Annotated in this window: 18 protein-coding genes and 1 pseudogene; 9 read left to right on the top strand and 10 right to left on the bottom strand. The window is 67.3% G+C overall.

Annotated elements, in window-relative coordinates:
* The first annotated feature begins 188 nt into the window (after positions 1-188).
* The 6 genes from PHLH3_RS05705 (at position 189) to PHLH3_RS05680 (ending at position 7,247) form a co-directional block, all read left to right on the top strand.
* Positions 189-1,634, top strand: coding sequence for an OprD family outer membrane porin (locus PHLH3_RS05705; RefSeq protein WP_244862984.1), 1,446 nt, complete (start codon positions 189-191; stop codon positions 1,632-1,634).
* Positions 1,635-1,685: 51 nt separating this feature from the next.
* Entirely contained in the window at positions 1,686-3,257 is a 1,572-nt protein-coding gene (locus PHLH3_RS05700) for an ABC transporter substrate-binding protein (RefSeq protein WP_244863053.1), read from the top strand.
* 114 nt (positions 3,258-3,371) lie between these two features.
* On the top strand, positions 3,372-4,382 hold the full coding sequence (locus PHLH3_RS05695; RefSeq protein ID WP_213628525.1) for an ABC transporter permease subunit: 1,011 nt from the start codon (positions 3,372-3,374) through the stop codon (positions 4,380-4,382).
* A gap of 9 nt (positions 4,383-4,391) precedes the next feature.
* Positions 4,392-5,294 carry an ABC transporter permease subunit gene (locus PHLH3_RS05690; protein ID WP_043244191.1) on the top strand — a complete coding sequence of 301 codons (903 nt, stop codon included), beginning with the start codon at positions 4,392-4,394 and terminating at the stop codon, positions 5,292-5,294.
* A gap of 10 nt (positions 5,295-5,304) precedes the next feature.
* Positions 5,305-6,276: an ABC transporter ATP-binding protein gene (locus PHLH3_RS05685; RefSeq protein ID WP_213628524.1), complete on the top strand. Its 972-nt coding sequence runs from the start codon at positions 5,305-5,307 to the stop codon at positions 6,274-6,276.
* The gene (locus tag PHLH3_RS05680; protein WP_213628523.1) at positions 6,276-7,247 is read left to right on the top strand and encodes a peptide ABC transporter ATP-binding protein; all 972 of its coding nucleotides are present in this window, start codon (positions 6,276-6,278) and stop codon (positions 7,245-7,247) included. The genes PHLH3_RS05685 and PHLH3_RS05680 overlap by 1 nt, the downstream gene beginning before the upstream one ends.
* Positions 7,248-7,347: 100 nt before the next feature.
* Here PHLH3_RS05680 and PHLH3_RS05675 read toward each other — a convergent pair whose 3' ends face one another.
* Positions 7,348-7,983: a LysE family translocator gene (locus PHLH3_RS05675; protein WP_213628522.1), complete on the bottom strand. Its 636-nt coding sequence runs from the start codon at positions 7,981-7,983 to the stop codon at positions 7,348-7,350.
* Between the two features lie 131 nt (positions 7,984-8,114).
* On the opposite strand from PHLH3_RS05675, the gene PHLH3_RS05670 reads away from it, so the two are divergent.
* Entirely contained in the window at positions 8,115-8,597 is a 483-nt protein-coding gene (locus PHLH3_RS05670; protein WP_213628521.1) for an Lrp/AsnC family transcriptional regulator, read from the top strand.
* 90 nt (positions 8,598-8,687) lie between these two features.
* Here PHLH3_RS05670 and PHLH3_RS05665 read toward each other — a convergent pair whose 3' ends face one another.
* From PHLH3_RS05665 to PHLH3_RS05645, 5 genes are all read right to left on the bottom strand, one after another.
* Entirely contained in the window at positions 8,688-9,614 is a 927-nt protein-coding gene (locus tag PHLH3_RS05665) for a biotin-dependent carboxyltransferase family protein (RefSeq protein WP_213628520.1), read from the bottom strand.
* Positions 9,611-10,288 (bottom strand): 5-oxoprolinase subunit PxpB, encoded by a 678-nt coding sequence (gene pxpB, locus PHLH3_RS05660; RefSeq protein ID WP_213628519.1) that lies wholly within the window; start codon positions 10,286-10,288, stop codon positions 9,611-9,613. The genes PHLH3_RS05665 and pxpB overlap by 4 nt, the downstream gene beginning before the upstream one ends.
* Positions 10,285-11,031 carry a 5-oxoprolinase subunit PxpA gene (locus tag PHLH3_RS05655; RefSeq protein WP_173173278.1) on the bottom strand — a complete coding sequence of 249 codons (747 nt, stop codon included), beginning with the start codon at positions 11,029-11,031 and terminating at the stop codon, positions 10,285-10,287. Before PHLH3_RS05655 ends, pxpB begins: the two co-directional genes overlap by 4 nt.
* Before the next feature lie 182 nt (positions 11,032-11,213).
* A complete protein-coding gene (locus tag PHLH3_RS05650; RefSeq protein ID WP_213628518.1) occupies positions 11,214-13,829 on the bottom strand; it encodes a sulfite reductase flavoprotein subunit alpha in 2,616 nt (871 codons plus the stop codon).
* Positions 13,830-14,051: 222 nt separating this feature from the next.
* On the bottom strand, positions 14,052-15,215 hold the full coding sequence (locus tag PHLH3_RS05645) for a type III PLP-dependent enzyme (protein WP_213628517.1): 1,164 nt from the start codon (positions 15,213-15,215) through the stop codon (positions 14,052-14,054).
* A gap of 562 nt (positions 15,216-15,777) precedes the next feature.
* Between PHLH3_RS05645 and PHLH3_RS05640 the strand changes: the two genes are divergently transcribed.
* Positions 15,778-17,361 (top strand): peptide chain release factor 3, encoded by a 1,584-nt coding sequence (locus PHLH3_RS05640; RefSeq protein WP_213628516.1) that lies wholly within the window; start codon positions 15,778-15,780, stop codon positions 17,359-17,361.
* An 84-nt stretch (positions 17,362-17,445) separates the two neighbouring features.
* A complete protein-coding gene (locus tag PHLH3_RS05635; protein ID WP_213628515.1) occupies positions 17,446-18,234 on the top strand; it encodes a TatD family hydrolase in 789 nt (262 codons plus the stop codon).
* A 725-nt stretch (positions 18,235-18,959) separates the two neighbouring features.
* On the opposite strand, the gene PHLH3_RS05630 is transcribed toward PHLH3_RS05635, so the two are convergent.
* The 4 genes and pseudogenes from PHLH3_RS05630 to PHLH3_RS05615 form a co-directional block, all read right to left on the bottom strand.
* Positions 18,960-20,990: a methyl-accepting chemotaxis protein gene (locus tag PHLH3_RS05630; protein WP_213628514.1), complete on the bottom strand. Its 2,031-nt coding sequence runs from the start codon at positions 20,988-20,990 to the stop codon at positions 18,960-18,962.
* A 283-nt stretch (positions 20,991-21,273) separates the two neighbouring features.
* Positions 21,274-22,110: a regulatory signaling modulator protein AmpE gene (gene ampE, locus PHLH3_RS05625; RefSeq protein WP_111263632.1), complete on the bottom strand. Its 837-nt coding sequence runs from the start codon at positions 22,108-22,110 to the stop codon at positions 21,274-21,276.
* Positions 22,107-22,669, bottom strand: a pseudogene (ampD, locus tag PHLH3_RS05620) (1,6-anhydro-N-acetylmuramyl-L-alanine amidase AmpD). The gene ampE and the pseudogene ampD overlap by 4 nt, the downstream one beginning before the upstream one ends.
* A gap of 105 nt (positions 22,670-22,774) precedes the next feature.
* The gene (locus PHLH3_RS05615) at positions 22,775-25,114 is read right to left on the bottom strand and encodes a DUF1631 domain-containing protein (RefSeq protein WP_213628513.1); all 2,340 of its coding nucleotides are present in this window, start codon (positions 25,112-25,114) and stop codon (positions 22,775-22,777) included.
* Positions 25,115-25,350 lie beyond the last annotated feature (236 nt).

The following is a 25,350-nucleotide window of genomic DNA, read 5'->3' as shown; positions in this document are numbered from 1 at the left end:
GGGCCACCCCGTGAACCCATCTCCATCCGACGCCAGATCGGAGGAGGCCCCTTTCATACCTGCCCCAACGAGTTCGCAAGGATGCAGCGCTTGCGCGCGTCGGCACCGGCTTGCCCGGCGTCGGCGGCAGTCCGCATGAGCGTTCCTTGTTTCGATGAAGAAGCGATAACAAAAAAGGAGCACACGTGATGAAATCCACCCCCTTCCAACGAGCAACCCTGGGACTGGCGCTGATGGCTGCCAGCGCGCACCTCTTCGCCGCCGAAGAGGAAAAGGTCCCGCCGGTGCCCGAGAACCCCAGCTACGCCGCCCAGGTGCAGAACATCCCGTCGGTGGAGAAACCGGTGAAGGGCCAGGCCGGCGCCACCGGCTTCCTCGAAGGCCAGAGCCTGACCCTGACCACCCGCAACTTCGCCGCCCGCGAGCAGATGAAGGACGGCTTCGGCTTCACCATCCCCAAGGATGACGGCCCGCAGCGCACCCACAGCCGCCGCGCCTGGGTGCAGGGCACCCAGCTGAAATACAGCTCCGGCTACACCGAAGGCACCATCGGCTTCGGCCTGGACGTCGCCGCCTTCAATGCCATCAACCTGGAACGCGGCAAGGGCCGCATCGGCGGTGGCGGCAACCGCACCCTGGCCGACAGCAACGGCCACGGCCAGGAGGAGTGGTCCAAGCTCGGCGTCGCCAACGTGCGCCTGCGCGCCTCCAATACCGAGTTCAAGGCCGGCCGCTTCCTGGTGGACACCCCGGTGCTCAGCTACATCGACAACCGCGCCCTGCCTTCCAGCTTCACCGGCTACGCGGTGACCAGCGAGGAATTCGATGGCCTCGCCCTGCAGGCCGGCAGCTTCCGCCGCGCGAGCCCGCGTACCGGCGCCGGTGACGAAGCCTTCACCACCGAATATGGCACCCGCGAGGTCACGGGCGACCACATGCATTACCTCGGCGGCAACTACAAGCCGCTGGATAACCTCGAGGTCGCCGTCTACGCCGGCCGCTTCGAGGATGTCTGGGACCAGTACTACCTGAGCGTGGCCCACGACCTGGGCGACCGCGAGACCCTGTCGCTGCGCACCGCCTTCAACGGCTACCGCACCCGCGACACCGGCGACCGCAAGGCCGGCTACATCGACAACGACACCTTCAGCCTGGCCTTCACCCTGGCCCACCAGGCCCACGCGCTGACCCTGGCCTGGCAGCAGGTCGACGGCAACGAGTACTTCGACTACATCCACGAGACGGCCGCCATCTACCTGGCCAACTCCCTGCTGTCGGACTACAACAGCCCGAACGAGAAGTCCGCGCAGATCCGCTACGAGACCGACTGGAGCTACTTCGGCGTCCCCGGCCTCTCCACCACCGCCTGGTACGCCAAGGGCTGGGACATCGACGGCACCCACTACGACGGCGACCGCAACGGCGCCTTCGGCAACTACGCCGAAGTGCGCGCGATGGACGACGAGCACCACCGTGAATACGGCCTGATGGCGGCCTACAAGGTGCAGAGCGGGAGCATCAAGGACAGCACCTTCAAGGTCACCTACATGTCCCACAAGGCGAGCAAGCAGCAGATCGACGGCAGCGTGAACGAGCTGCGTATCGTCAGCACCTTCCCCTTCGACCTGCTCTGACACGGATGCGGCGCCGGCCCCGCGCCGGCGCCTGGAGGATTCGACATGAAGATGCGTTACCTGCCCCTGCTGGCCGCCCTCGCCGCCAGCGCCCAGGCCCAGAACCTCGTGGTGTGCACCGAAGCCGCGCCCGAGGGCTTCGATATCGTGCAGTACACCGGCGCGGTGACCGCCGACGCCACCGCCGAGACCGTGTTCAACCGCCTGCTCGCCTTCAAGCCCGGCACCACCGAGCTGGTCCCGGGCCTGGCCACCAGCTGGGAGATCAGCGACGACGGCCTGGTCTACACCTTCCGCCTGCGCCCGGACGTGAAGTTCCACGCCACCGACTGGTTCACCCCGAGCCGGCCCTTCAATGCCGACGACGTGGTCTGGACCTTCCAGCGCGCCCTCGACCCCAAGCACCCCTGGCACGAGTCGGCGCAGCGCGGCTACGCCTACTTCGACGCCATGGGCATGCGTGAGCTGATCAAGTCCGTGGAGAAGGTCGACGCGCTCACCGTGCGCTTCACCCTCACCCACCCGGAGGCGCCCTTCCTGGCGGACATGGCCATGCCCTTCGCCTCCATCTACTCGGCCGAGTACGGCGACCAGTTGCTGGCCGCCGGCAAGACCAACCAGCTCAACCAGCTGCCGATCGGCACCGGCCCCTTCGTCTTCAGCCGTTACGCCAAGGACGCCCAGGTGCGCTACAAGGCCAACCCGGACTACTTCCGCGGCAAGCCCGAGATCGACAACCTGGTGTTCGCCATCACCCTCGACCCCAACGTGCGCCTGCAGAAGGCGCGGGCCGGCGAGTGCCAGGTGGCGCTCTATCCGAAACCCGAGGACGTCGCCGGCGTACGCACGGACAGCCGCCTGGCGGTGGACGAGATCGACGCCCTGCTGACCACCTACGTGGCCATCAACACCCAGCACAAGCCGCTGGACGACACCCGCGTGCGCCAGGCCATCAACCTCGCCATCGACAAGCAGGCGATGATCCGCGCGGTGTTCGGCGAGGGTAACGCCAGCGTGGCGGTCAACCCCTTCCCGCCGACCCTGCTGGGCTACAACCACGCGATCGAGGATTGGCCGCACGACCCGGAGAAGGCCCGCGCGCTGCTCGCCGAAGCCGGGGTGAAGGACCTGAAGATCACCCTCTTCATCCGCAACGGCACCTCGCCTACCATCCCCAACCCCGCGCTGGCGGCACAGATGATGCAAGCGGATCTGGCCAAGGCCGGCATCCAGATGACCATCCGTTCGCTGGAATGGGGCGAGCTGCTCAAGCGCTCCAAGGGCGGCGAGCACGACATGGTGCTGCTGGGCTGGGCCGGCGACAACGGCGACCCGGACAACTTCCTCAGCCCCAACCTGTCGTGCGCGGCAGCCAAGTCGGGGGAAAACCAGGCGCGCTGGTGCGACCAGGCGTTCGAAACGCTGATGCAGAAGGCCCGCACAGTCAGCGAGCCGGCGGAACGGGCGAAGCTCTATGAACAGGCCCTGGAGGTTTTCCACCGTGAATCCCCATGGATTCCCCTGGCACACCCTAAGCTGTTCAATGTGCGCCGGAGCAATATCGAGGGCTACGTGATCAGCCCTCTGTCCAACAACAACTTCGCCACCACCCGGGTGAAGTAACGGCGGTCTCGCGGCGGTCCAACCCATCGCCGCGAGACGCCCGACAACAAGAACAGCGCCCGCCCACCGTTACCCACGGAAGCGGGCGTGATACCTGAGGAGTCAACCCCCGAGATGCTCAGTTTCATCGCCCGCCGACTGGGGCTTCTGATCCCCACCTTCTTCGGCATCACCCTGCTCACCTTCGCGCTGATCCGCCTGATACCCGGCGACCCGGTCGAGGTGATGATGGGCGAACGCCGGGTCGACCCCGAAATGCATGCCCAGGCGATGACCCGCCTCGGCCTCGACAAGCCCCTGCGCGAGCAGTACCTGGACTACATCGGCAAGCTCGCCAAGGGCGACCTGGGCGAATCCCTGCGCACCCGCGAAAGCGTCTGGCACGAGTTCCTCACGCTGTTCCCCGCGACCCTGGAACTGGCCCTGGCCGCCCTGCTGTTCGCCGGCACCCTGGGCCTGCTGGCCGGGGTGATCGCCGCGCTCAAGCGCGGCTCGCTGTTCGACCACGGGGTGATGGGCATCTCGCTCGCGGGCTACTCCATGCCGATCTTCTGGTGGGGCCTGCTGCTGATCATGTTCTTCTCGGTCTGGCTGGGCTGGACGCCGGTCTCCGGGCGCATCGACCTGCTCTACGACATCGAGCCGGTCACCGGCTTCATGCTCATCGACACCCTGCTCTCCGACGAGGAAGGCGCCTTCCTCGACGCCCTGCGCCACCTGATCCTGCCAGCCATCGTGCTGGGCACCATCCCGCTGGCGGTGATCGCCCGCATGACCCGCTCGGCCATGCTCGAAGTGCTGCGCGAGGACTACGTGCGCACCGCCCGCGCCAAGGGCCTGTCACCGGCCCGCGTGGTGTTCGTCCACGGCCTGCGCAACGCGCTGATCCCGGTGCTCACCGTGTTCGGCCTGCAGGTCGGCACGCTGCTGGCCGGTGCCGTGCTCACCGAAACCATCTTCTCCTGGCCGGGCATCGGCAAATGGCTGATCGAGTCGATCGGCGCCCGCGACTACCCGGTGGTGCAGAACGGCATCCTGCTGATCGCCTGCCTGGTGATCCTGGTGAACTTCGTCGTGGACGTGCTCTACGGCTTCGCCAACCCACGCATCCGCCACCAGCGCTGAGGACCCGACATGACCATCGCTCAGAACACGGTCGAACCGGCCATCCTCTACCCCTCGCCGATGAAGGAATTCTGGCGGGCCTTCTCCCACAACAAGGGCGCCGTCGGCGGCCTCGCCTTCATGATCCTCATCGTGATCTGCGCGCTGTTCGCGCCCTGGATCGCGCCCTATGACCCCAGCGAGCAGTTCCGCGACGCCCTGCTCACCCCGCCGGCCTGGCTCGAAGGCGGCCAATGGCAGTTCGTGCTCGGCACCGACGAGCTGGGGCGCGACCTGCTCTCGCGCCTGATCCACGGCGCCCGCCTGTCGCTGCTGATCGGCCTCGCCTCGGTGGTGATGTCGCTGCTGCCCGGCATCCTCCTCGGCCTGATCGCCGGCTTCGCCCCGCTGCTGGGCATGCTGATCATGCGCCTGATGGACATCATGCTGGCGCTGCCCTCGCTGCTGCTGGCGGTGGCCATCGTCGCCATCCTCGGCCCAGGGCTGATCAACACCGTGATCGCCATCGCCATCGTCTCGCTGCCCTCCTACGTGCGCCTGACCCGCGCCGCGGTGATGGTCGAGCGCAACCGCGACTACGTGACCGCCTCGCGCCTCGCCGGTGCGGGCATCTTCCGCCTGATGTTCATCACCGTGCTGCCCAACTGCATGGCGCCGCTGATCGTCCAGGCGACCCTGAGCTTCTCCTCCGCCATCCTCGATGCCGCGGCCCTCGGCTTCCTCGGCCTCGGCGTGCAACCGCCGACACCGGAATGGGGAACCATGCTGGCCTCCGCCCGCGACTACATCGAGCGCGCCTGGTGGGTGGTCTCGCTGCCCGGCCTGACCATCCTGCTCAGCGTGCTGGCGATCAACCTGATGGGCGACGGCCTGCGCGACGCGCTGGACCCGAAACTCAAGAATGCCGTCTGAGGAGCCCACCATGAGCCTTCTGGATATCAAGAACCTCGGCGTGCGCTTCGGCGACGCCAACGCGGTACCGGTGGTCGACGGCCTCGACCTTTCCGTGAACAAGGGCGAGGTGCTGGCCATCGTCGGCGAGTCCGGCTCCGGCAAGTCGGTGACCATGATGGCGCTGATGGGCCTGATCGACGCCCCCGGCAGGGTCACCGCCGACAGCATGCAGTTCGACGGCACCGACATGCTGCGCCTGAAGGGCAAGCAGCGCCGGCACATCGTCGGCAAGGACCTGGCCATGGTCTTCCAGGACCCCATGACCGCCCTCAACCCCAGCTACACCGTGGGCTTCCAGATCGAGGAAGTGCTGCGCCAGCACCTCGGCCTCAAGGGCCGGGCCGCCCGCCAGCGTGCGCTCGAACTGCTCGAACGGGTGGAGATCCCCGGCGCCGCCAGCCGCCTCGACGCCTACCCGCACCAGCTGTCGGGGGGCATGAGCCAGCGCGTGGCCATCGCCATGGCCATCGCCGCCGAACCCAAGCTGCTGATCGCCGACGAACCCACCACCGCCCTCGACGTCACCATCCAGGCGCAGATCATGGACCTGCTGCTGGACCTGCAGCGCGACCACGACATGGCCCTGGTGCTGATCACCCACGACCTGGCGGTGGTCGCCGAGACCGCCGACCGCGTCTGCGTGATGTACGCCGGGCAGGCGGTGGAGATCGGCGAGGTGCCGCGCCTGTTCGACGCGCCCACCCACCCCTACACCGAAGCGCTGCTCAAGGCGATTCCCGAGCACAGCCAGGGCCAGCGCCGCCTGGCCACCCTGCCCGGCATCGTCCCCGGCCGCTACGACCGGCCCCATGGCTGCCTGCTGTCGCCACGCTGCCCCTACGCCCAGGCCAGCTGCCGCGAACGCCGCCCCGCCCTGGACCCGCACGACCACGGCGCGGTGCGCTGCTTCTTCCCCCTGAATCTCGACGAGGTGGCCTGATGAGCGCCGTCCTGACCGCCCGTGACCTGACCCGTCACTACGACATCTCCCGCGGCCTGTTCAAGGGCAGTGCCACGGTGCGCGCCCTCAACGGCGTGTCCTTCGAACTGCAGGCCGGCAAGACCCTCGCCGTGGTCGGCGAGTCCGGCTGCGGCAAATCCACCCTGGCCCGCGCCCTGACCCTGATCGAGATCCCCAGCTCCGGCTCCCTGCAGATCGCCGGGCAGGAAGTCACCCGCGCCAACGGCGCCCAGCGCCGGCAGATGCGCCGTGACGTGCAGATGGTGTTCCAGAACCCCTACGCATCGCTCAACCCACGGCAGAAGATCGGCGACCAGCTGGCCGAGCCGCTGCTGATCAACACCCAGCTGTCCCGCGCCGAACGCCGCGAGCAGGTGCAGGCGATGATGCAGCAGGTGGGCCTGCGCCCCGAGCACTACCAGCGCTACCCGCACATGTTCTCCGGCGGCCAGCGCCAGCGCATCGCCCTGGCCCGCGCCATGATGCTCAACCCCAAGGTACTGGTGGCGGACGAACCCACCTCGGCGCTGGACGTCTCCATCCAGGCCCAGGTGCTCAACCTGTTCATGGACCTGCAGGAGCGCTTCAACACCGGCTACGTGTTCATTTCCCACAACCTCTCGGTGGTGCAGCACGTGGCGGACGATGTGCTGGTGATGTACCTCGGCCGCCCGGCGGAGATCGGCCCGGCGGAGCTGATCTACAGCCGCCCGCTGCACCCCTACACCCAGGCGCTGCTCTCGGCCACGCCGACCATCCACCCCGACCCGGCCAAGCCCAAGATCAAGATCGTCGGCGAACTGCCCAACCCGCTCGACCCGCCCAGCGGCTGCGCCTTCCACAAGCGCTGCCCCTACGCCACCGAGCGCTGCAAGGTGGAAGTCCCCGAGCTGCGCCCGCTGGACGCCCGCCAGGTGGCCTGCCACCACGCCGAGACCATCGCCCCGTAAACGCCCGCGAACCCCATCGCCACGATGGGGTTCGTTTCCTCCCATAGGGGCGACTTCAGTCGCCATGCAGCCCGCAGGGCTGCCCTTCTCTCCCTCTGCCCTACATCTCCCGCAACAGCGCCAACCTCACCCCGAAGCCCACCAGCACGCCGCCGAACAACCACTGCTGGATGCGCTGGGCCAGCGGCCGTTGCCCCAGCCAACGCCCGATGCCGGCGCCGGCCAGCGCATAGCAGGCGTCGAAGGCCAGGCCCACGCCCACCAGCACCGCGCCCAGCAGGGCGAACTGGGTGAACAGCGGCCCCGCTCCCGGGTCGACGAATTGCGGCAGCAGCACCGAACAGAACAGCAGCGCCTTGGGGTTGAGCAGGTTGGTCAACAGCCCACGGCGGATCGCCGGCCACCAGGCGCCGCCCAGGGCAACCCCCTCCCCGCCGCTGCCAGCCACCAGCTGCGAGGCCGGCGTCTGCAAGATGCGCACGCCGATCCACAGCAGGTACGCCGCGCCAGCCAGGCGCACCAGGTCGAAGGTCCAGGGCGCGGTGCGGAACAGCACCGCCAGGCCCAGCCCCGCCAGCGCCACATGGCAGGCACGCGCCACCGCCAGTCCCAGCGTCGTGGCCAGCGCCAGGGCGCGGCCCTGGCGGGCACCGGTCTGCAGCAGCAGGATCATGTCCGGCCCCGGCAGGAGGTAGGCCACCGCCAATGCCATCAGGAATACGCCGATGTCCGCCATCACCTTCTCCTCCACGTCTGCGAGAGGAAAATTCTATGCCCGAAGGCCAGGGCAGGTGCTTGCGTATTCCGCCACGAAGTGGATGCTGTTTGGCACGAACCAACACTTATCCACAGAGCGACCATCCATTTATGCCAAATCTCAAGCTGGACGCTTTCGACCACAAGATCCTCGCCGCCCTCCAGCGCGATGGCCGCCTGAGCAACGTGCAACTGGCCGAGGAGATCGGCCTGTCGCCCTCGCCCTGCTTGCGCCGGGTGCGCCTGCTGGAGGAAGCCGGAGTGATACGCGGCTACCAGGCCGACCTGGATCGCTACGAAGTGGGGTTGGGCCTGACGGTGTTCGTCGGCATCAAGGTCGAGCGCCACAGCCCCGACCGCGCCGATGCCTTCCGTGAAGCGGTGGTGCTGCTGCCCGAGGTGATCTCGGTGCACCTGGTGTCCGGCGAGGCGGACTTCCTGCTCCAGGTGGTGGTGCCCGACCTGCGCGCCTACGAGCTGTTCCTCACCCAGCACCTGATCACGCTGCCCGGCGTCAGCGACATCCGCAGCAACTTCGCCATCCAGACGGTCAAGGCGCCCGGGCCGCTGCCCCTGAACCACCTGCCGAAGTGATCTCATCCAGTGGATGCCCCGTCCGCGGCAATGACGCCCGGGGCGCAAGCGGGTTTCACCCAGCGTGCAGGTCGAGTGAAACCCGACGCCCTACGAACCCGCTCCGAAGAAGCGGCGGAACGCGCGCACCTCGGGCTGTACCGCCGAGATATCCACAGCCTGGAAACGCAGCGTCTGGCGCGCCGCGCATTGGGCCAGGCGGTCGCAGTCCCGTGGGTGCAGCCAGCCGAGGATGGGGTAGCCGCCCATGGTCTGGTGGTCGGCCTGGAGAATGATCGGCTGGCCGTCGGGCGGGACCTGCAGGGTGCCGCGCACGACGCCCAGGGACCACTGGCGTTTCGGCGGGTGGATCGCCTCGCCCTGCAGGCGCGCACCCATGCGATCCGACTGCGGGCTGAGCTGCCAGGGCCGCTCGAGGAAGGCGCGAACCTGACCGGGGTCGAACTGCGCGGCATCGCCGCCGAGCATCACCCGCAGCGGCCGCTCGGCGCGGTAGTCCGGCTGCCAGGGCCAGGGCACGCTGGCGCCACGCTCGAAGCGGCCACCCCCGCCCGGCAGCAGGTCGCCATCGGCCAGCTTCGCGCCCCGCCCATCCAGCCCGCCGAGGCCTTCACGCACCTGGCAGGCGACGCTGCCCAGCACCGGCTCGACACGGAAGCCACCGGCGATGGCGAGGTAGGCCCGCTGGCCGCTGCGGGCGAACCCCAGCTTCAACCGCTGCCCGGCGCGCAGCGCGAAGCGTGACCAGTTGGGCCGCACCTCGCCATCCAGGGTGATCGGCAGGTCCGCGCCGCACAGTGCCACCCAGGTGTCGCCGAGGCTCTCCAGTTCGACGCCGCCCAGGGCGATCTCGATCAGCAGCGTGCCCGCCGCGTTGCCCAGCAAGCGGTTGGCCCAGGCGGCGGCGTGGCGATCCATCGGCCCGGCCGGCGACACGCCCAGGTGTTGCCAGCCCTGCCGGCCGCCGTCCTGCAGCAGGCTCAGCGGCCCGGCCTTCAGCAGGCGCAGGCCGTTCATGGCTCGCCCCGCTCGCGGCGATAGGTGGGTTCGTCGATGGGCACGAAGCGCACAGAGTCCCCCAGCGCGAGCGGGCACGGGGGCTCGCTCGCCGGATCGAACAGCGGTCGGGGGCAGAGGCCCAGCAGGTGCCAGCCGCCGGGGGAGGCCTGTGGATAAATCGCCGTCTGCCGCTCGGCGATGGCCAGGCTGCCCGCCGGCACCCGCGTGCGCGGGCTGCTGCGACGCGGCAGGGCAAGGCGCGTATCGAGCTCGCCCAGGTAGGCGAACCCCGGGGCGAAGCCGATGGCGCCGACGCGGTACAGCGTGGCGCTGTGCAACTCGATCACCTCGGCGGTGCTCAGCCCGCAGGCACGCGCCACCGAGGCCAGGTCCTCGCCGCCATACCAGACGGGCATTTCGTGCATGCGCCCGTCCCGCACGGGCACCGCATCCGGTTGCCATTGCTGCAGCAGCGGTTCCAGGTCGGCGGCCAGTTGCGCGGGATCGGTGCGCAGCAGGTCGTAGTGCAGCAGCAGGGTGGTCCAGCCCGGCACCAGGTCGCGGAGCTGGGAGCCGAGGCGCTGGCGGATGGATTCGGCGAGCTGCGCGATGCGAAGCGGCAGGCGCGCATCCGGCTCGTCGGCCAGCACCAGCAGCAGCGCCTCGGCGCCGACCGGCTCGATGCGGATCACAAGGCGTCCAGATGGGCTCGAAGGCGTCGCAGCACCGCCAGGGATTCGGGGTTGTCGCCGTGCACGCAGAGGCTGTCGGCCACCAGTTGCAGGGGCTTGCCGTCGATGTCGGCGAAAGCCTCGCCCCGGGCGATGGCCACCGCCTGGGCGATGATGCGCTCGGGGTCATGGTGCACGGCACCCTCCAGCCGGCGCGGCGCCAGCTGGCCATCGGACAGGTAGGCGCGATCGGCGAAGGCCTCGAACATCAGCGGCACGTCGGCGGCGTCGGCCAGCCGCAGCTCGCGTCGATTGTCGGCCAGGGCCAGCACCATCAGCGGCAGGCCCTTGCGGTAGCTGGCGCAGGCGTCGAGCACGGCTTCCAGCAGGGCGTCGTTGCGCACCAGGTCGTTGTACAGCGCGCCGTGGGGCTTGACGTAGGCGACCTGGGTGCCGGAGGCGCGGCAGAACGCATCCAGCGCGCCGATCTGGTAGAGCACCAGGGCACGCACCTCGTCGGGCGGCAGCTCCATGCGCCGGCGGCCGAAACCGACCAGGTCCGGGTAGGCCGGATGGGCGCCGATGGTCACGTCGTGGTCCACGGCCAGCTCGACGGTGCGCAGCATGGTCATGGGATCGGAGGCGTGGAAACCGCAGGCCAGGTTGGCCTGGTCCACCAGGGGCATGGCGTGCTCGTCGTCGCCCAGGGTCCAGGCGCCGAAGCTTTCACCCATGTCGCAGTTCAGCAGGATTCGATTTTTCATCGCCTGATTATGGCGACAGCGGGCGGGCTGCGCGAGATGGGGTTGAGGTGCAGTGGGTCCCCGCGTTCACGGGGATGAGGAATGGGACAAGGACGTGCCGCCCCGGTGCCGAGGCTTCAGTCCGTAGCCCGGGCTTCAGCCCGGGAAGCACACCCGGGTCTGAAGCACGGCCCATGAACCGATCAGTACACGTCGCGACGGTAGCGCCCTTCGGCGGCGAGGCGGTCCAGGCCCTCGTCACCCAAGAGCTCGCGCAGGACGCGATCGACGCCGTCGGCCATGCCCTGCAGGCTGCCGCAGATATAGAACACCGCGCCCGCCTCGACCCAGGCACGGACTTCGGCACCGGCCTCGCGCAGGCGGTCCTGCACATAGACCTTGTGCGCCTGGTCGCGGGAGAAGGCCAGGTCGAGCCGTTCCAGCTCACCGCTGGCCAGCCAGCCTTCGATCTCGTCACGGCAGTAGTAGTCGTGGGCCTGGTTGCGCTCGCCGAACAGCAGCCAGTTGCGGCCGTGGCCGGCGGCGATGTTGGCCTTGAGCAGCGCCCGCAGGCCGGCGAGGCCGGTGCCGTTGCCGATGAAGATGGCCGGTCGCTCGCCCTCCAGGCGGTGGAAGCGGGCGTTGCGACGCAGGCGCAGCGGCAGGCTGGCGCCGATCGGCAGGTGATGGGTGAGCCAGCCGGAGGCGATGCCCAGGGTGCCATCGGCATGCTGCTCCTGGCGCACGATCAGCTCCAGGGCACCGTCGCTCTCCAGGGAGGCGATGGAGTACTGGCGCACCGAGAGCACGATCAGCGCATCCAGCAGCGCCTGCGGGTGCAGGCCCACCAGATGCTCGAAGGAGTCCGGCAGCAGGCGCGCGCCCAGGGCCTGGCGCAGGGACTGGGCGGTGCCGTCCACGGTCACCGGGGCATCACCGTCCAGGCCGTGCTGGTCGAGCCAGCGCTGGATGCGCGAGTCGGCCTGGCGCGGAAGGATCTCCACCAGGTCGCCAGCCTGCCAGCGGATCTGGCTGCCCGCCGGGGCGCCCAGGCGCAGCAGCCAGGTGGACTCGCCCTGGCTGCCGGGGTTTAGGTGTTCACGCGCGTCCAGGGTCCAGGTTTCGAAAGGCTGCTCGGTCCACACCGGCACCACGCTGGAGCCGGCCAGCGTGGCCAGCCGTTGCTGCCAGTCCTGCAGCGCATCGCGGTCGCCGTTGTCCACTTGCACCGTATCGAACAGCGGGCTCGCGCCCTGGCCCTGGAGCCAGGCCTGCAGGCGCTGGGCGAAGCCGCAGAAGTGCTGGTACTGGCGATCGCCCAGGGCGAGCACGGCAAAGCGCAGCTCGTCCAGTTGCGAGGCCTGGCCCAGCACCTTGCGTTCGAAACCGCGAGCGGTATCGGGGGCCTCGCCGTCGCCGAAGGTGCTGACCACGAACAGGGCATTGCGCGCCTCGGCCAGTTGCCCGGCATCCAGCTCGCCCAGTTGCTGCACGCGCACCGGGAAGCCGGCGGCCTGCAGCTGGCCGGCACTCTGCCAGGCGAGCTGCTCGGCGAAACCGCTCTGGCTGGCGAAGCCGATCAGCCAAGGCTCGCCTTCACCGCCCTGGCCGAGGCCGCCGCGTGCGGCCCTGATCGCGCGCTTCTTGCGCCGACGGTCGAGGTAGAGCAGCCAGCCGGTGATGAAGAACAGCGGCATGGCGAGGCTCGCCAGCATCATCAGGATGCGCCCGGGCAAGCCGAAGTACTCGCCCACGTGCAGGGCGTAGATGCTGGTGAGCAGTTGCGCCTTGAAGCTCTTCTCGGCGTAGCGCTCGACGCGGGCGACCTTGCCGGTGGCCGGGTCGAGGGTGATCTGGTTGATCGCGCGCGGGTGGCTGGCGTCCTTGAGCAGGTAGAACACCGTGGCCGGCTGGCCGCCCACCGGCGGCAGGCGCAGGTTGTAGGCGCTCAGGCCGGGGCCGGCGGCCTCGCGGATGCTGGCCCAGACGGCGTCGTAGTCCACCACCAGCGGCGGACCGGAAGGCGCTTGCGGCATCCCCGGGCGGCCCCCTTCGCGGCGCTCGCCACGGCCTTCGCCTCGGCGTTCTCCGGGCTTGGCCTGCTGCTCGACGGGCGCATCGGCCAACAGGCGCTGCAGCCCCGCGCGGTACCACTCATAGGACCAGAACAGGCCGGTCAGCGCCGCCAGGAGGTAGAGCGCCAGGCACCAGGTGCCGGCCACGGCGTGCAGGTCCCAGTTGAAGCTGCGGCCCTTGCGCGCCCAGTCCAGGGTCAGCCAGGCACGCCAGCTGCCGGCCTGGCGCGGCCAGCGCAGATAAAGGCCGGAGAGGCAGAAGAAGATCAGCGCCAGGGTGCTGGCAGCGGTGATCTGCTTGCCGGTCTCGCCCATGGCGAGGAAGCGGTGCAGTTGCAGCATCAGGCCGAAGAACGGCTGGCCGACCGGGTCATCGAGCAGCTTGCCGTTGTAGGGGTCGAACCAGCGCATAGGGCCACGGCGTTCACCGGGCGGCGGCATGAAGAACACCCGGGCCGGCCCGCCGGACTGGGTTTCCACCCAGAGGCCGGAGACCTGCTCGCCCGCGCTGGCTTCGATCCGGCGTACCAGTTCGGCGGGCGGCAGCACGCCGTCGGCGCTGACCTCCAGACGCAGGGTGTCGGCATTGAGCCATTCGAGGATTTCGTCCTGGAAGCTGTAGGCGGCGCCGGTGACGCCCATGAGGGACAACACCAGGCCGGCACTGATGCCGAGGAGCCAGTGCAGCTGGAACAGGACTTTCTTGAACACGGTGACCCCTTGTGGAAAACGGGCAGCCGCCATCAGCCGGTCGGACGGAGGCCAAGGATTCTCATATGGGATGCGATTCTATTTGAGAATAAATTTCATAAACAGAGTGTTCGACGCGTTTTTACCTTCTATTTACCTTCGCCCGGCAGCCCGCCCATGCCGCGACGGCACGCACGCCACGGCACCCGATGCCGGCCAGGCGCCACGCGGGCAAAAAAAAGCCTGCCGGAGGCAGGCTTTCCTTCGGGGCGGCGCTTACAGGTAGAAGGCCTTCAGCGGCGGGAAGCCGTTGAATTCCACCGCGCTGTAGCTGGTGGTGTAGGCACCGGTGGAGAGCCAGTAGAGGCGGTCGCCACTAGCCAGGTTCAAGGGCAGGCCGTACTTGTAGTTCTCGTACATGATGTCGGCGCTGTCGCAGGTCGGGCCGGCGATGACCACTTCTTCCATCTCGCCCTTCTTCTCGGTCCAGATGGGGAACTTGATGGACTCGTCCATGGTTTCGATCAGGCCGGAGAACTTGCCCACGTCGGTGTAGACCCAGCGCTCCACGGCGGTGCGCGACTTGCGTGCCACCAGCACCACTTCGCTGACCAGGATGCCGGCGTTGGCGATCAGCGAGCGGCCCGGCTCGAGGATGATTTCCGGCAGCTCGTCGCCGAAGTCTTCCTTGAGGAAGCGGGTGATCTCCTCGGCGTAGGTCTCCAGGGCGTTGGTGCGCTGGATGTAGTTGGCCGGGAAGCCGCCGCCCATGTTGATCATCTTCAGGGTGATGCCGTCTTCTTCCTTGAGGCGCTCGAAGATCACCTTGACCTTGGCGATGGCGGCGTCCCACACGTCGATGTCGCGCTGCTGGCTGCCCACGTGGAAGGACAGGCCGTAGGGCTCCAGGCCCAGCTGCTTGGCGAGGATCAGCAGGTCCAGGGCCATGTCGGGGTTGCAGCCGAACTTGCGCGACAGGGGCCAGTCGGCGGAGGTGGAACCCTCGGTGAGGATGCGCACGTAGATCTTCGAACCCGGCGCGGCCTTGGCGATGTTGCGCAGGTCCGCCTCGGAGTCGGTGGCGAACAGGCGCACGCCCTTCTCGTAGAAGTAGCGGATGTCCTTGGCTTTCTTGATGGTGTTGCCGTAGCTGATGCGCTCCGGGCCGACGCCGGTCTTCATCACCTTGTCCAGCTCGTAGATGGAAGCGATGTCGAAGTTGGAGCCCTTGTCGCGCAGCAGCTCGGTGATCTCGGTGGCCGGGTTGGCCTTGACCGCGTAGTAAATCTTGGCGAAGGGGAAGCAGCCGACCAGTTGGTCATAGGCATCGGCGATGGTCTGCTTGTCGATGACCACGAAGGGGGTGTCGTGCTGATCGGCGAATGCCTTCATGCGCTGGAAAGTGGCGGGTGCGAAATAGTCTTCGACCTTGATCGACATACTGGGCTCCATTGGGCAAAAACCACAAAAGTTGCAAGGGATGGGCTTGGTGCGAAAAGCCTGAACGTCTAATCCGTTTCCCCACTTTGGTTCGCCTACTTCCCAAGGCATGTCGCCGAGGATCTACAGCCTTGCGGCTGCCAACCTCTCGTCGTCAGTACTTGAGCCGGATGGATCGTTTCCAGCATGGACGTTCGGGCGCGAACTTTAGGACCATGGGAAGCGCAGATCAATCAAAAAATGCCGCTTTATCGCATCCCTTTGTCGCGTTACCTGTTGACTGTTCGGCATTCAAAACAAACCGTCATGGAATGCTGCACAAAACCGCTGCCGGCGGCCTTCGCAGCGCATCGGGGCGTGCTCGGGTCAGGCGATCATCGCCCTCTTTTCTGACAGACCGATGATGCCCGCGAGGGTTCAGGCGCATCGCCCCGAGGGGTGCCGAAAAGGCCGGGCGCGCCGCCTGCGACATGCGGACTGATCCACCGGGCGTTTCCCGCTATAATTCCGCGCTTTTCGGGCCGCGCATGGCCCGCAACCGTTTCCAGCCAGGCACATATCCATGACCATCCAGGCCGCCGAAGTCGCCAAACGCCGCACCTTCGCCATCATTTCCCACCCCGACGCCGGTAAGACCACCATCACCGAGAAGCTCCTGCTGATGGGCAAGGCGATCGCGGTCGCCGGTACGGTGAAGTCGCGCAAGTCCGACCGCCACGCGACCTCCGACTGGATGGAGATGGAGAAGCAGCGCGGCATCTCCATCACCACCTCGGTGATGCAGTTCCCCTACCGCGAGCACATGATCAACCTGCTCGACACCCCCGGCCACGAAGACTTCTCCGAAGACACCTACCGCACCCTGACCGCGGTGGACTCGGCGCTGATGGTCCTCGACGGCGGCAAGGGCGTGGAACCGCGCACCATCGCCCTGATGGACGTGTGCCGCCTGCGCGACACGCCCATCGTCAGCTTCATCAACAAGCTGGACCGCGACATCCGCGATCCCATCGAGCTGCTCGACGAGATCGAGGCGGTGCTGAAGATCAAGGCCGCGCCCATCACCTGGCCGATCGGCTGCTACAAGGACTTCAAGGGCGTCTACCACCTGGCCGCCGACAAGATCATCGTCTACACCCCGGGCCACGGCCACGAGCGCACCGAGATCAAGGTGATCGAGAAGCTCGACTCGGACGAGGCCCGCGCGCACCTGGGCGATCTCTATGACGACTTCGTCGAGCAACTCGAGCTGGTACAGGGTGCCTGCCACGAGTTCGATGAAGAGGAATTCCACCAGGGCCGCATGACCCCGGTGTTCTTCGGCACCGCGCTGGGCAACTTCGGCGTCGACCAGGTGCTCGACGCCGTGGTCGACTGGGCCCCGCGCCCGCTTTCGCGCGCCGCCCACGAGCGCGTGGTGGAGCCGACCGAGGAGAAGTTCTCCGGCTTCGTGTTCAAGATCCAGGCGAACATGGACCCCAAGCACCGCGACCGCATCGCCTTCATGCGCATCTGCTCGGGCAAGTACGAGAAGGGCATGAAGATGCGCCACGTGCGCCTGGGCAAGGACGTGAAGATCGCCGACGCGCTGACCTTCTTCTCCAGCGAGCGCGAGCAGCTCGATGAGGCCTTCGCCGGCGACATCATCGGCCTGCACAACCACGGCACCATCCAGATCGGCGACACCTTCACCGAAGGCGAGGCGCTGGGGTTCACCGGCATTCCGCACTTCGCCCCCGAGCTGTTCCGCCGCGTGCGCCTGAAGGACCCGCTGAAGTCCAAGCAGCTGCGCCAGGGCCTGCAGGAACTGGCCGAGGAAGGCGCCACCCAGGTGTTCTTCCCCGAGCGCAACAACGACATCATCCTCGGCGCGGTCGGCGTGCTGCAGTTCGACGTCGTCGCCAGCCGCCTGAAGGAGGAGTACAAGGTCGAGTGCGCCTACGAGGCGATCAACGTGTGGTCGGCACGCTGGATCGAGTGCAAGGACGAGAAGAAGCTCAAGGAGTTCAAGGACAAGGCCATGGAGAACCTCTCCGTGGACGGCGGCGGCCACCTCACCTACCTGGCCCCGACCCGCGTGAACCTGGCCCTGATGGAAGAGCGCTGGCCGGACATCAAGTTCCGCGCCACCCGCGAACACCACTGACCGCGCGCGCCGATCGAGGCGCCGCTTGCCGGCGGCGCCTCTGGGCTAGGCTGAACCCCATCCCCTGATGCGACCGCCGCCCCGATGCTGATCGACACCCATACCCACCTGGACTTTCCCGAGTTCGACGCCGACCGCGCCGAGGTGCTCGACCGCGCCCGTGCGCTGGGCGTGAAGCGCCAGGTGCTGATGGGCGTCACGCGGGGCAATTGGCAGCGTATCTGGGAGCTGGCCGACACCCAGGACGACCTCCACGTCGCCTTCGGCCTGCACCCCATCTACCTGGGCGAACACCAGCCGGCCCACCTGGATGAGCTGCGCACGATGCTCCTGGCTCACGCCGGGCACCCCAAGCTCTGCGCGGTGGGCGAGATCGGCCTGGACTACTACCTCGAAGACCTCGATCGCGACGCCCAGCAGGCGCTGTTCGAGGCGCAGCTCGCCATCGCGGCCGACGCACAGCTGCCGGTGCTGCTGCACGTGCGCAGGAGCCACGCGGCGGTGATCGCCACCCTCAAGCGCTTCCGCCTGCAGCGGGCCGGCATCGTCCACGCCTTCGCCGGCAGCGTCGAGGAAGCGCGCGAGTACCTGAAGCTGGGCTTCCGCCTGGGCCTCGGTGGCGCCCCCACCTGGCCCCAGGCCAACCGCTTGCGCAAGGTGGTGCCGCAGTTGCCGCTGGAGGCCATCGTGCTTGAGACCGATGCCCCGGACATGGCGCCGTCCATGCACCCGCAGCAACGCAACAGCCCCGAGTACCTGCCGGATATCTGCGCCAATCTCGCCGAGCTGCTGGGCATATCCCAGGACGCGCTCGCCGCCGCCAGCAGCCGCAACGCCTGCGAGCTGTTCGGCTGGGAGCCTCTCCCGGGCTGAAGCCGGCTAGGCCGAATGCCGCAGCCTGCGTAGAAGCGAACTCATTGGCTCTGTCTGCGTTAAGTGTTGCTAGAAGGTTTCGAGCCCAGCTGATTGCCGAGCTTTGCTGGTGCTTCTGGTTTCGCCCACCCGGGCGAGTCTCTTTCTTCAGTCGTCGGGATGCCGCCCACAAAAAAGAAACCAAAGAGGCTTGCCCCATCATCCGGCCCCGGCTTCGCCGGGGTTCCCTCACTCCATCGTCGTTACTCGCTACGCTCGCCCTTCGGGCCGCACTGAAGTGCGTTCGCCACAAGTGGCGTCTGGGGGCCGGCGCGATGGGCCATCCATGGCCTGGCGCGCCTCTCGGGGCATCCATGCCGCTCGTCCCCCGACGCAACGATTGCGTTCGGCCTCCTGGAGGGGCGCTTCTGCTGCTCCAACGTCTTCGCCGGAATCTTCATCGATGTGCGCATCACGCTTTGGGGGGCGGAGTGGCTTCCGTAGGGTGGCGTAGAGCGAAGCGAAACCCACGCGGTGGGCGTGGCAGGGAGTCATAAATGCTCGGAAAGCACCGGTCTTGAGGCTTCGCATCAAGCTCACTACAGCTAACGCAGACAGAGCCAATTTATTCGCGACAGGTACGCCACGGACTTATCCACAGCAGGGTTCGTGGGGCTGACGGTGTGCGGTGAAGCTCCGCCCGCCCCGTCACCCCCGCGAACGCGGGGGCCCACTGAGGGGAAGGATCAGACGCGGAACGCGCCGATCAGTTGCTTGAGCTGCGCAACCTGCTCGGAAAGCTGGCGGCTGGCCTGCTCGGTCTGGCTGGCGCCCTGGGCGGTGCGCTCGCCAGCGCTGTTGATCTCGACGATGTTCTGGTCGATGTCGTGGGCCACGGCGGTCTGCTGCTCGGCAGCGGCGGCGATCTGCTGGTTCTGGTCGACGATCATGCCCACCGCCCCCAGGATGTTCTCCAGCGCCTGCTGCACGCGGCCGGACTGGTTGACGGTGCCATCGGCCATCTGGTGGCTGGTGTTCATCGCCTTGACCGCCGCGCCGACGCCGCCCTGGAGCTTGGCGATCATCTGCTCGATCTCCTCGGTGGACTGCTGGGTGCGCTTGGCCAGAGTACGGACCTCGTCGGCCACCACGGCGAAGCCGCGACCCTGCTCACCGGCACGGGCGGCCTCGATGGCGGCGTTGAGCGCCAGCAGGTTGGTCTGCTCGGCGATGCCCTTGATCACCTCCAGCACACGGCTGATGGAGGCGCTGTCGGAGGCGAGCTGGTTGATCACGTTCACCGACTGCTCGATCTCCTGGGCCAGGCGCTCGATGCTGCCCAGCTGGGACTCCACCAGGGCGCGGCCACTGACGGTCTCCTCGTTCACGCTGTGCGCGCTGTTCACCGCGGCCGCGGCGCTGCGGGCGACCTCCTGGGCGGTGGCGGACATCTCGTTCATCGCCGTTGCCACCTGCTCGATCTGGCTGCGCTGGCCGGCGACGGCCTGGTTGCTCTCCTCCGAGACGTCCTGCACGCGTCCCGCCTGGCGCTCGACCTCGACGACGGTCTGGCCGACCAGCTCGATCAGGTCGTGGATCTTCGCCACCGTGCCGTTGAAAACCTGGCCCAGCTCGCCCAGCTCGTCGCGACTCTGGGCGCGGAAGTTGACGGTCATGTCGCCGGCGGCGACCTGGTCCATGACCCGGCCGAGGCTCTTGAGGGTGGTGCGGGTGGAGACGTAGAAACCGCTGTAGAGGTAGACGATGGCGAGGAACACCACCACCAGGGCGACCACCAGCAGCACGGTCTGGGCGCGCTTCTCGCCGAGGCGCTTTTCCAGCTCGGTCTTGAGCAGGCCGAGGGCGGCGTCGTTGAGCTGGTAGGTCTTGTCCATCTGCGCGGTGACCTGGTCGTAGAACTGCGCCCAGGGGGTGTCGAGGGTGTCGGCCATGATCACCTGGTCCTCGAACAGCGTAGCGCTCTGCTTGAGGGTTTCACGGCTGGCGGTAGCGAGCTCGCCCAGTGCAGCCTGGGCCCGGGGGTTGCCGTTGAGCGCGTCCTGGATCTTCAGCCCGTATTCGGAACCGATCTTCTCCAGCTCCAGCAACAGGTCGTCCAGCTTGGTGCTGGCGGCGGAATTGAGGAACCCCTGGCCCAGGGAGTAGGCACCGATGGCCCGCCCCTTGCTGATGGCGGCAGTGACGCTCGAGGTGACGCCGGTGACCAGCTCGGCGACCTGGCGTACGTCGCGCTGGCTGTCCTGGCTGAGGCCGGCCTGGCTGGCGACCAGCTTGATGAACACCTGGGCGTTGCCCAGCTGCTTCTCGATCATGGCGCTCTTGCTCTGCAGGGACGTCTCTTTCCCGGCCGCCTGCAGGCCCTTGAGCATCTCTTCGCGCTTGTTGTTGAACTCGGCGACCTGTTCCGGATCGGTGGTCACGGGTGCGAGTTTCTCGAGGGCGTCGGCCAGGTCCTTCTCCAGCTTGCCGATGCGCGTATCGAGATCGCCGGCCTGCCCGGACTGGCCGATCAGCGAATTGATCAGCACCAGGTCGTTGAGGTTTTCCAGGTTGCGCCGGATGCCCTGGCTGGCGCCCAGCAGGTCGAGGCTTTCCAGCTCGGAACGGGTGCTGACGAATTCCTGGTAGGACTCGCGCACCAGGTAGAAGTTGGTGACCAGCATCGGCAGGAAGAACAACACGCTGATCAGACTGAATTTCATGCCGAAGCTGAGGCGATTCATCAGCGCGATGGCCGGATACAACACGGTCTTCACAAGACGTCTCCTGTTTCCTAATTATTCTTATGGGTCGCCTCGGGGGCGGCCAAGGATCGCATCTGGCAGTGCGGCCGTCCCAGATCGTCCGACCTGTGGGTGACAGATAAGGACTAACGATGCCGAGCAATAAACGTGATGCATGTCACGAAACACCCGGCAAGGTGCAGGAACTGTGTACCTGATATCGGCGGAACATTCTGTAACTTAAGGTTAAGAAAGCTCGGAGCGCGACCCGGCTGGCGCGGGCCGGACCGGCGGCATTGCGCCGCCGGTCGCGTCTTCAGAACAGAAGGGTCCAGAGGGCGAAGCCGGCGTACCAGAGCACGGCGGCCCGGACCAGCAGGTGCCAGAGCGCATCCAGGCTGGCCACGCCCGCCTCGCCGGCCGTGTCGTCCGGCAGCTCGCCGGCGGCGCGCCCGGCGATGACCACGAAGCGCTCGGCGGCGATGTCCCAGTTCAGCAACTCATGCAGCAGCACGCGGCTGACCGCGACGAAATTGCCCACCAGCGAGAAGCTCGCGGCCAGCACCCGCACCGGCACCCAATCGAAGGCATGGCGCATCTGCGCGGCGCGCTCGCGCAGGGCGGGCTCCTCGGCGTGCTCGGCGGCCAGGGCCAGCAGGCGATAGGCCAGGGCCGCGACCGGGCCCAGCAGGAAGTACCAGAAGATCACCGCGAAGAAGCTCTGGTAGGCCTGCCAGACGAGATGCCCCTGGACCCGCAGCAGCAGGTCATCGCCCTCCTCCACCTCGAGGCCCAGGTCACGCTCGGCGACGTGGTAGGCGCCCTGAACGTCACCCCGGCGCCAGGCATCGCGGAAGGAGCCGAGGTCCGCCTGGACGTCGCCGCGCCCGAGGGCGTAGATCACCACCAGCAGGTGCAAGGGCAAAGCCAGCCAACCGTAGGCGAGCGGTTGCAGGGCCATCAGCAGGAGGGCCAGGACCACCAACGGCAGCACCACCAGCAGGCCGAGGATCGCCCAGGGGCGGCCGGCCAGGCGCGGGTTGCCGGAAAGGCGGGCCAGCTGGCGCAGCCAGGGCCCGTCCTGCTGGATGCGCTGGCGCAGGCTGGAGAACTTCTCCACCCAGAGCACCAGCAGGAGAACCAGGAAACTCATGCGTCTACCTCCTTGTCGTGCAGGCTGGCGCGAAAGCGCGCCCAATCGAATGCGGGCCCGGGATCGGTCTTGCGCCCGGGAGCGATGTCGCTGTGCCCCGGACACGTTCCGGGGTGATGCCGGGATAGGCGCGCAGCAGGCTGCGCGCGAGCTGGCCGAGCACGGTGTACTGGGCCTCGGAATAGGGCTGGTCGTCAGTGCCCTCCAGCTCGATGCCGAGGGAAAAGTCGTTGCAGTTCTCACGGCCCTCGAAGAAGGATTTGCCGGCGTGCCAGGCACGCTCCAGGCAGGAGACGAACTGCGTGACGGCGCCGTCGCGCTCGATGAGGAAGTGCGCCGACACCTGCATGGCGGCGATGTCGGCGAAATAGGGATGCTCGGCGGCGTCCAGCCGGTTCTGGAAGAACTGCTGGACCTTGCCGGTGCCGAACTGGCCGGGCGGCAGGCTGATGTTGTGGATGACCAAGAGGGAGATCTCCCCCTCCGGGCGGGCATTGAAGTTCGGCGAGGGGCAGTGGCGGGCGCCTTGGCACCAACCTGTCGCGGGGTCCGGCTGCATGGTGGGCTCCTTGGTTGGCGGACACTCTAGAGCAGGCGAAGCCCAGGGCCAAGGCCCTGAAACGGCGACGCCCGGCAAGCCGGGCGTCGTGGGTGGAGCGAGGGCTCAGGCGCCCTTGAGTCGACGCAGGTTGCCGATGACCGACTCCAGCGCGCGATCGAACAGCAGGGCGTCGTCCAGCAGGCGGATGGCCTGGCGACGGAACTCGACGGCCAGCCCCATGCGGGTCTTCTCCAGCACCTTCATGCCGGTGCGGTTGACGAAGATGTACTTGCCGGTGGGCTTGATGATCGCCGCCAGCTTGCAACGCACCTTGTGCTCCTCGTCTTCCTGGAACTCGACCCAACTGCCGACACGCAGGTTGTCGACCTGGGCCAGGGCCTCGTCGTCATCCGGCAGGGCGGCTTCGGGCTCGGGCGCACGGGTCTCGCCCGGCGCGAGCAGGACGATCTCCTCGACCACCTCGACCATTGCCGGCGCTTCGGCGGGCATGCCCACCTCCAGGTCGGCGGGCAGGTCGAGCAGGGGCATCTCGATTTCCGCGATGGCGCCCGGCTCCTGGCCTTCCTCGGCGTCCACCACCGGGGCCGGTACCGGCTCGGGCTCGACGCGCTTGAAGCGCTGGAAGGCCTGCACGTGCAGGGTCTCCAGCTGGCTGAAGAATTCGCTGGTGGAGAACGGGTCGAAGGCGGCGCTGGTCAGCCCCTCGCGCAGCGCCTTGAGCAGGCCGGGGACCAGCTCCAGCAAGCGCATGCGCGCCTCGGGCGCTTCGTGGGACTCCACGCTCCAGATCAGGTCGTCCATGGTCGACAGGGTGGCCTGCCATTCCTCGGAGCCGACGCCGTGCTTGAGGCAGGTCAGCAGCATGACCTTGCTCCAGGCCTCCTGCAGCAGGCGCACCACCACTTCGGGCAGGGTGCGGCCCAACAGGCGCTCGTTCAGAGCCTGCTCGACCTGCTGGCGTGCCAGCTCGGCCTTGGCGCGACCTTCCTCGGCATCGCGGGTGCGCTGTTCCAGCAGATCGCTGCGACGGCGTTCGTCACCGGTGTAGGCGAGAAAATCGGAAAGCAGGTCGGAGAAAATGGTCGGGTCGTCGACGAAATCGTTCAGCAGGCGCAGCACGACCTGCTCGATGCGCTGGTACAGGGCATCGCGCTGGACGTCGTCCTGCTCGCTCCAGCCCATGGCGGCCGAGGCGATCTCGTTGAGCAGCCGGCGCGCCGGATGGCTGCCGCGGCTGAAGAAGGTCTTGTCCAGCACCGCGACCTTGAGCATCGGAATCTGCAGGCGGCCGATCAGGGCCTTGAGCGAATCCGGCAGGGAGCGGTCATCGAGGATGAACTCGAAGAGCATCGACACCAGGTTGATGACGTCGTCGTCCACCTGGCCCACGACACGGGACTTGCCACTCTTGGCGCTGGCGCGGGTGAGCAGGTTGTCGAGCTGGAAGCGCAGGTCGACATCACTTGCGTTCTGCGCAGGCAGGTGCTGCTGCAGGTGCGAGAGCAGGCGCATCAGGTCGTTGCTGGTGATGGGCACCGCATCGGCCGGTACCTCCCGACGGCCCATGCCGATCCCGGCGCCAGTGCCGGAACCGCGGACCTGGGACAGCAGCTCCTGAAGGGCACCGAAGACTTCCTGCACGCCTTCGTCCATATAGGCGCCTTCACCGGCAACCTGGCCACCTTCGGCGGCCTGGGCGGAGCGGGCGGCACCCGGGGTGCGCCCCTGGGGACGACGGGCCGGCGGCGCGGACTTGAGCTCGGGAAGCACACCGGCGGTGATCAGCGCCTGGTTGGATTCGGCGTAGAGCTGGTCAAGGTCGCTGAGGACGTACTTCTCGAACAGCTTGAAGATGATCAGCTTGACCTTGATCTCCACACCCAGGCTGCGGCAGGCATCGAGGAAGGCTTCGCACAGCGCGCGCGGGCCGAGCGGGTTGCTCTTGTCCTCGATCTTCTTGGTGACCAGGGTGTTGAGGCGGGTGGTCAGGTGGCCAAGGGCGATGCCGTCACGGCTCATTACCTTGGCGACCATGGCGTCGAGGGCGACGGACTCTTCCAGCTCGTCGTTCTGCACCAGGCTAAGGCTTTCGAAAGACACCGCATCCAGTACCGGCGGCTTGCCGATCTCGTACTGGTTGAGGTTGGAGAAGGTCTCGAACACTTTCTGCAGGAAGCCGCGCTCGATGCTCTTGCGCTTCAGGCGCAAGTCGCGCATCGCCTCGAAGAAGGCGTTCTGCTCGGCGTTACTGGTCGCACGGTCGGCCATCTGGAAGAGGGTGTCGTCCGCGTTGTCGAACAGCGCCTGCAGCGCTTGCTTCAGCTGTTGTGCAGCCTTGTCGCGCACCTGGATAAGTGCCACGGGCAGCCTTCCTACCGGCGAAGTTGGCGATAGCTCGGAGGCGCCCTTGTTCAGGGGCACCACGTTCGCGTCGGTCTGCATAGCGAATCTCCCGCAACCAGCGCCCGAACTAGTGGGCTTCGCTGGTTGCACAGCTATAAACGGGGAGTTATCCCTAACGTCAAGCTTCTGGCGTCAAATAGAGAAAGTCAGAATCATTATAGGGATACTCACGTCGCAACCAAGGGGAGATTTCCTCCAGACATGAAATACGTCACAGATGTCCCTGCCCTTTGTAGGCCGGCCTCTGTCAGACCTACCCATCCCCTGAATATCTA

Origin of the sequence: Pseudomonas sp. Pc102 (genome assembly GCF_018408275.1) — a bacterium.
Lineage (GTDB): Bacteria > Pseudomonadota > Gammaproteobacteria > Pseudomonadales > Pseudomonadaceae > Metapseudomonas > Metapseudomonas tohonis.
Note: the sequence above shows the minus strand (reverse complement) of the source record. Positions and strands in the feature narration are given on the sequence as shown.

Bases quoted from the DNA above. Each gene is read 5' to 3' on its own strand.
- PHLH3_RS05635 (WP_213628515.1), top strand. From the start codon at position 17,446: ATGCTGATCGACACCCATACCCACCTGGACTTTCCCGAGTTCGACGCC.
- PHLH3_RS05645 (WP_213628517.1), bottom strand. From the start codon at position 15,215: ATGTCGATCAAGGTCGAAGACTATTTCGCACCCGCCACTTTCCAGCGC.
- PHLH3_RS05615 (WP_213628513.1), bottom strand. From the start codon at position 25,114: ATGCAGACCGACGCGAACGTGGTGCCCCTGAACAAGGGCGCCTCCGAG.
- PHLH3_RS05655 (WP_173173278.1), bottom strand. From the start codon at position 11,031: ATGAAAAATCGAATCCTGCTGAACTGCGACATGGGTGAAAGCTTCGGC.
- PHLH3_RS05670 (WP_213628521.1), top strand. From the start codon at position 8,115: ATGCCAAATCTCAAGCTGGACGCTTTCGACCACAAGATCCTCGCCGCC.
- PHLH3_RS05700 (WP_244863053.1), top strand. From the start codon at position 1,686: ATGCGTTACCTGCCCCTGCTGGCCGCCCTCGCCGCCAGCGCCCAGGCC.
- PHLH3_RS05680 (WP_213628523.1), top strand. From the start codon at position 6,276: ATGAGCGCCGTCCTGACCGCCCGTGACCTGACCCGTCACTACGACATC.
- PHLH3_RS05665 (WP_213628520.1), bottom strand. From the start codon at position 9,614: ATGAACGGCCTGCGCCTGCTGAAGGCCGGGCCGCTGAGCCTGCTGCAG.
- PHLH3_RS05690 (WP_043244191.1), top strand. From the start codon at position 4,392: ATGACCATCGCTCAGAACACGGTCGAACCGGCCATCCTCTACCCCTCG.
- PHLH3_RS05685 (WP_213628524.1), top strand. From the start codon at position 5,305: ATGAGCCTTCTGGATATCAAGAACCTCGGCGTGCGCTTCGGCGACGCC.
- PHLH3_RS05705 (WP_244862984.1), top strand. From the start codon at position 189: ATGAAATCCACCCCCTTCCAACGAGCAACCCTGGGACTGGCGCTGATG.
- PHLH3_RS05675 (WP_213628522.1), bottom strand. From the start codon at position 7,983: ATGGCGGACATCGGCGTATTCCTGATGGCATTGGCGGTGGCCTACCTC.
- PHLH3_RS05695 (WP_213628525.1), top strand. From the start codon at position 3,372: ATGCTCAGTTTCATCGCCCGCCGACTGGGGCTTCTGATCCCCACCTTC.
- PHLH3_RS05640 (WP_213628516.1), top strand. From the start codon at position 15,778: ATGACCATCCAGGCCGCCGAAGTCGCCAAACGCCGCACCTTCGCCATC.
- PHLH3_RS05650 (WP_213628518.1), bottom strand. From the start codon at position 13,829: ATGGCGGCTGCCCGTTTTCCACAAGGGGTCACCGTGTTCAAGAAAGTC.
- ampE (WP_111263632.1), bottom strand. From the start codon at position 22,110: ATGAGTTTCCTGGTTCTCCTGCTGGTGCTCTGGGTGGAGAAGTTCTCC.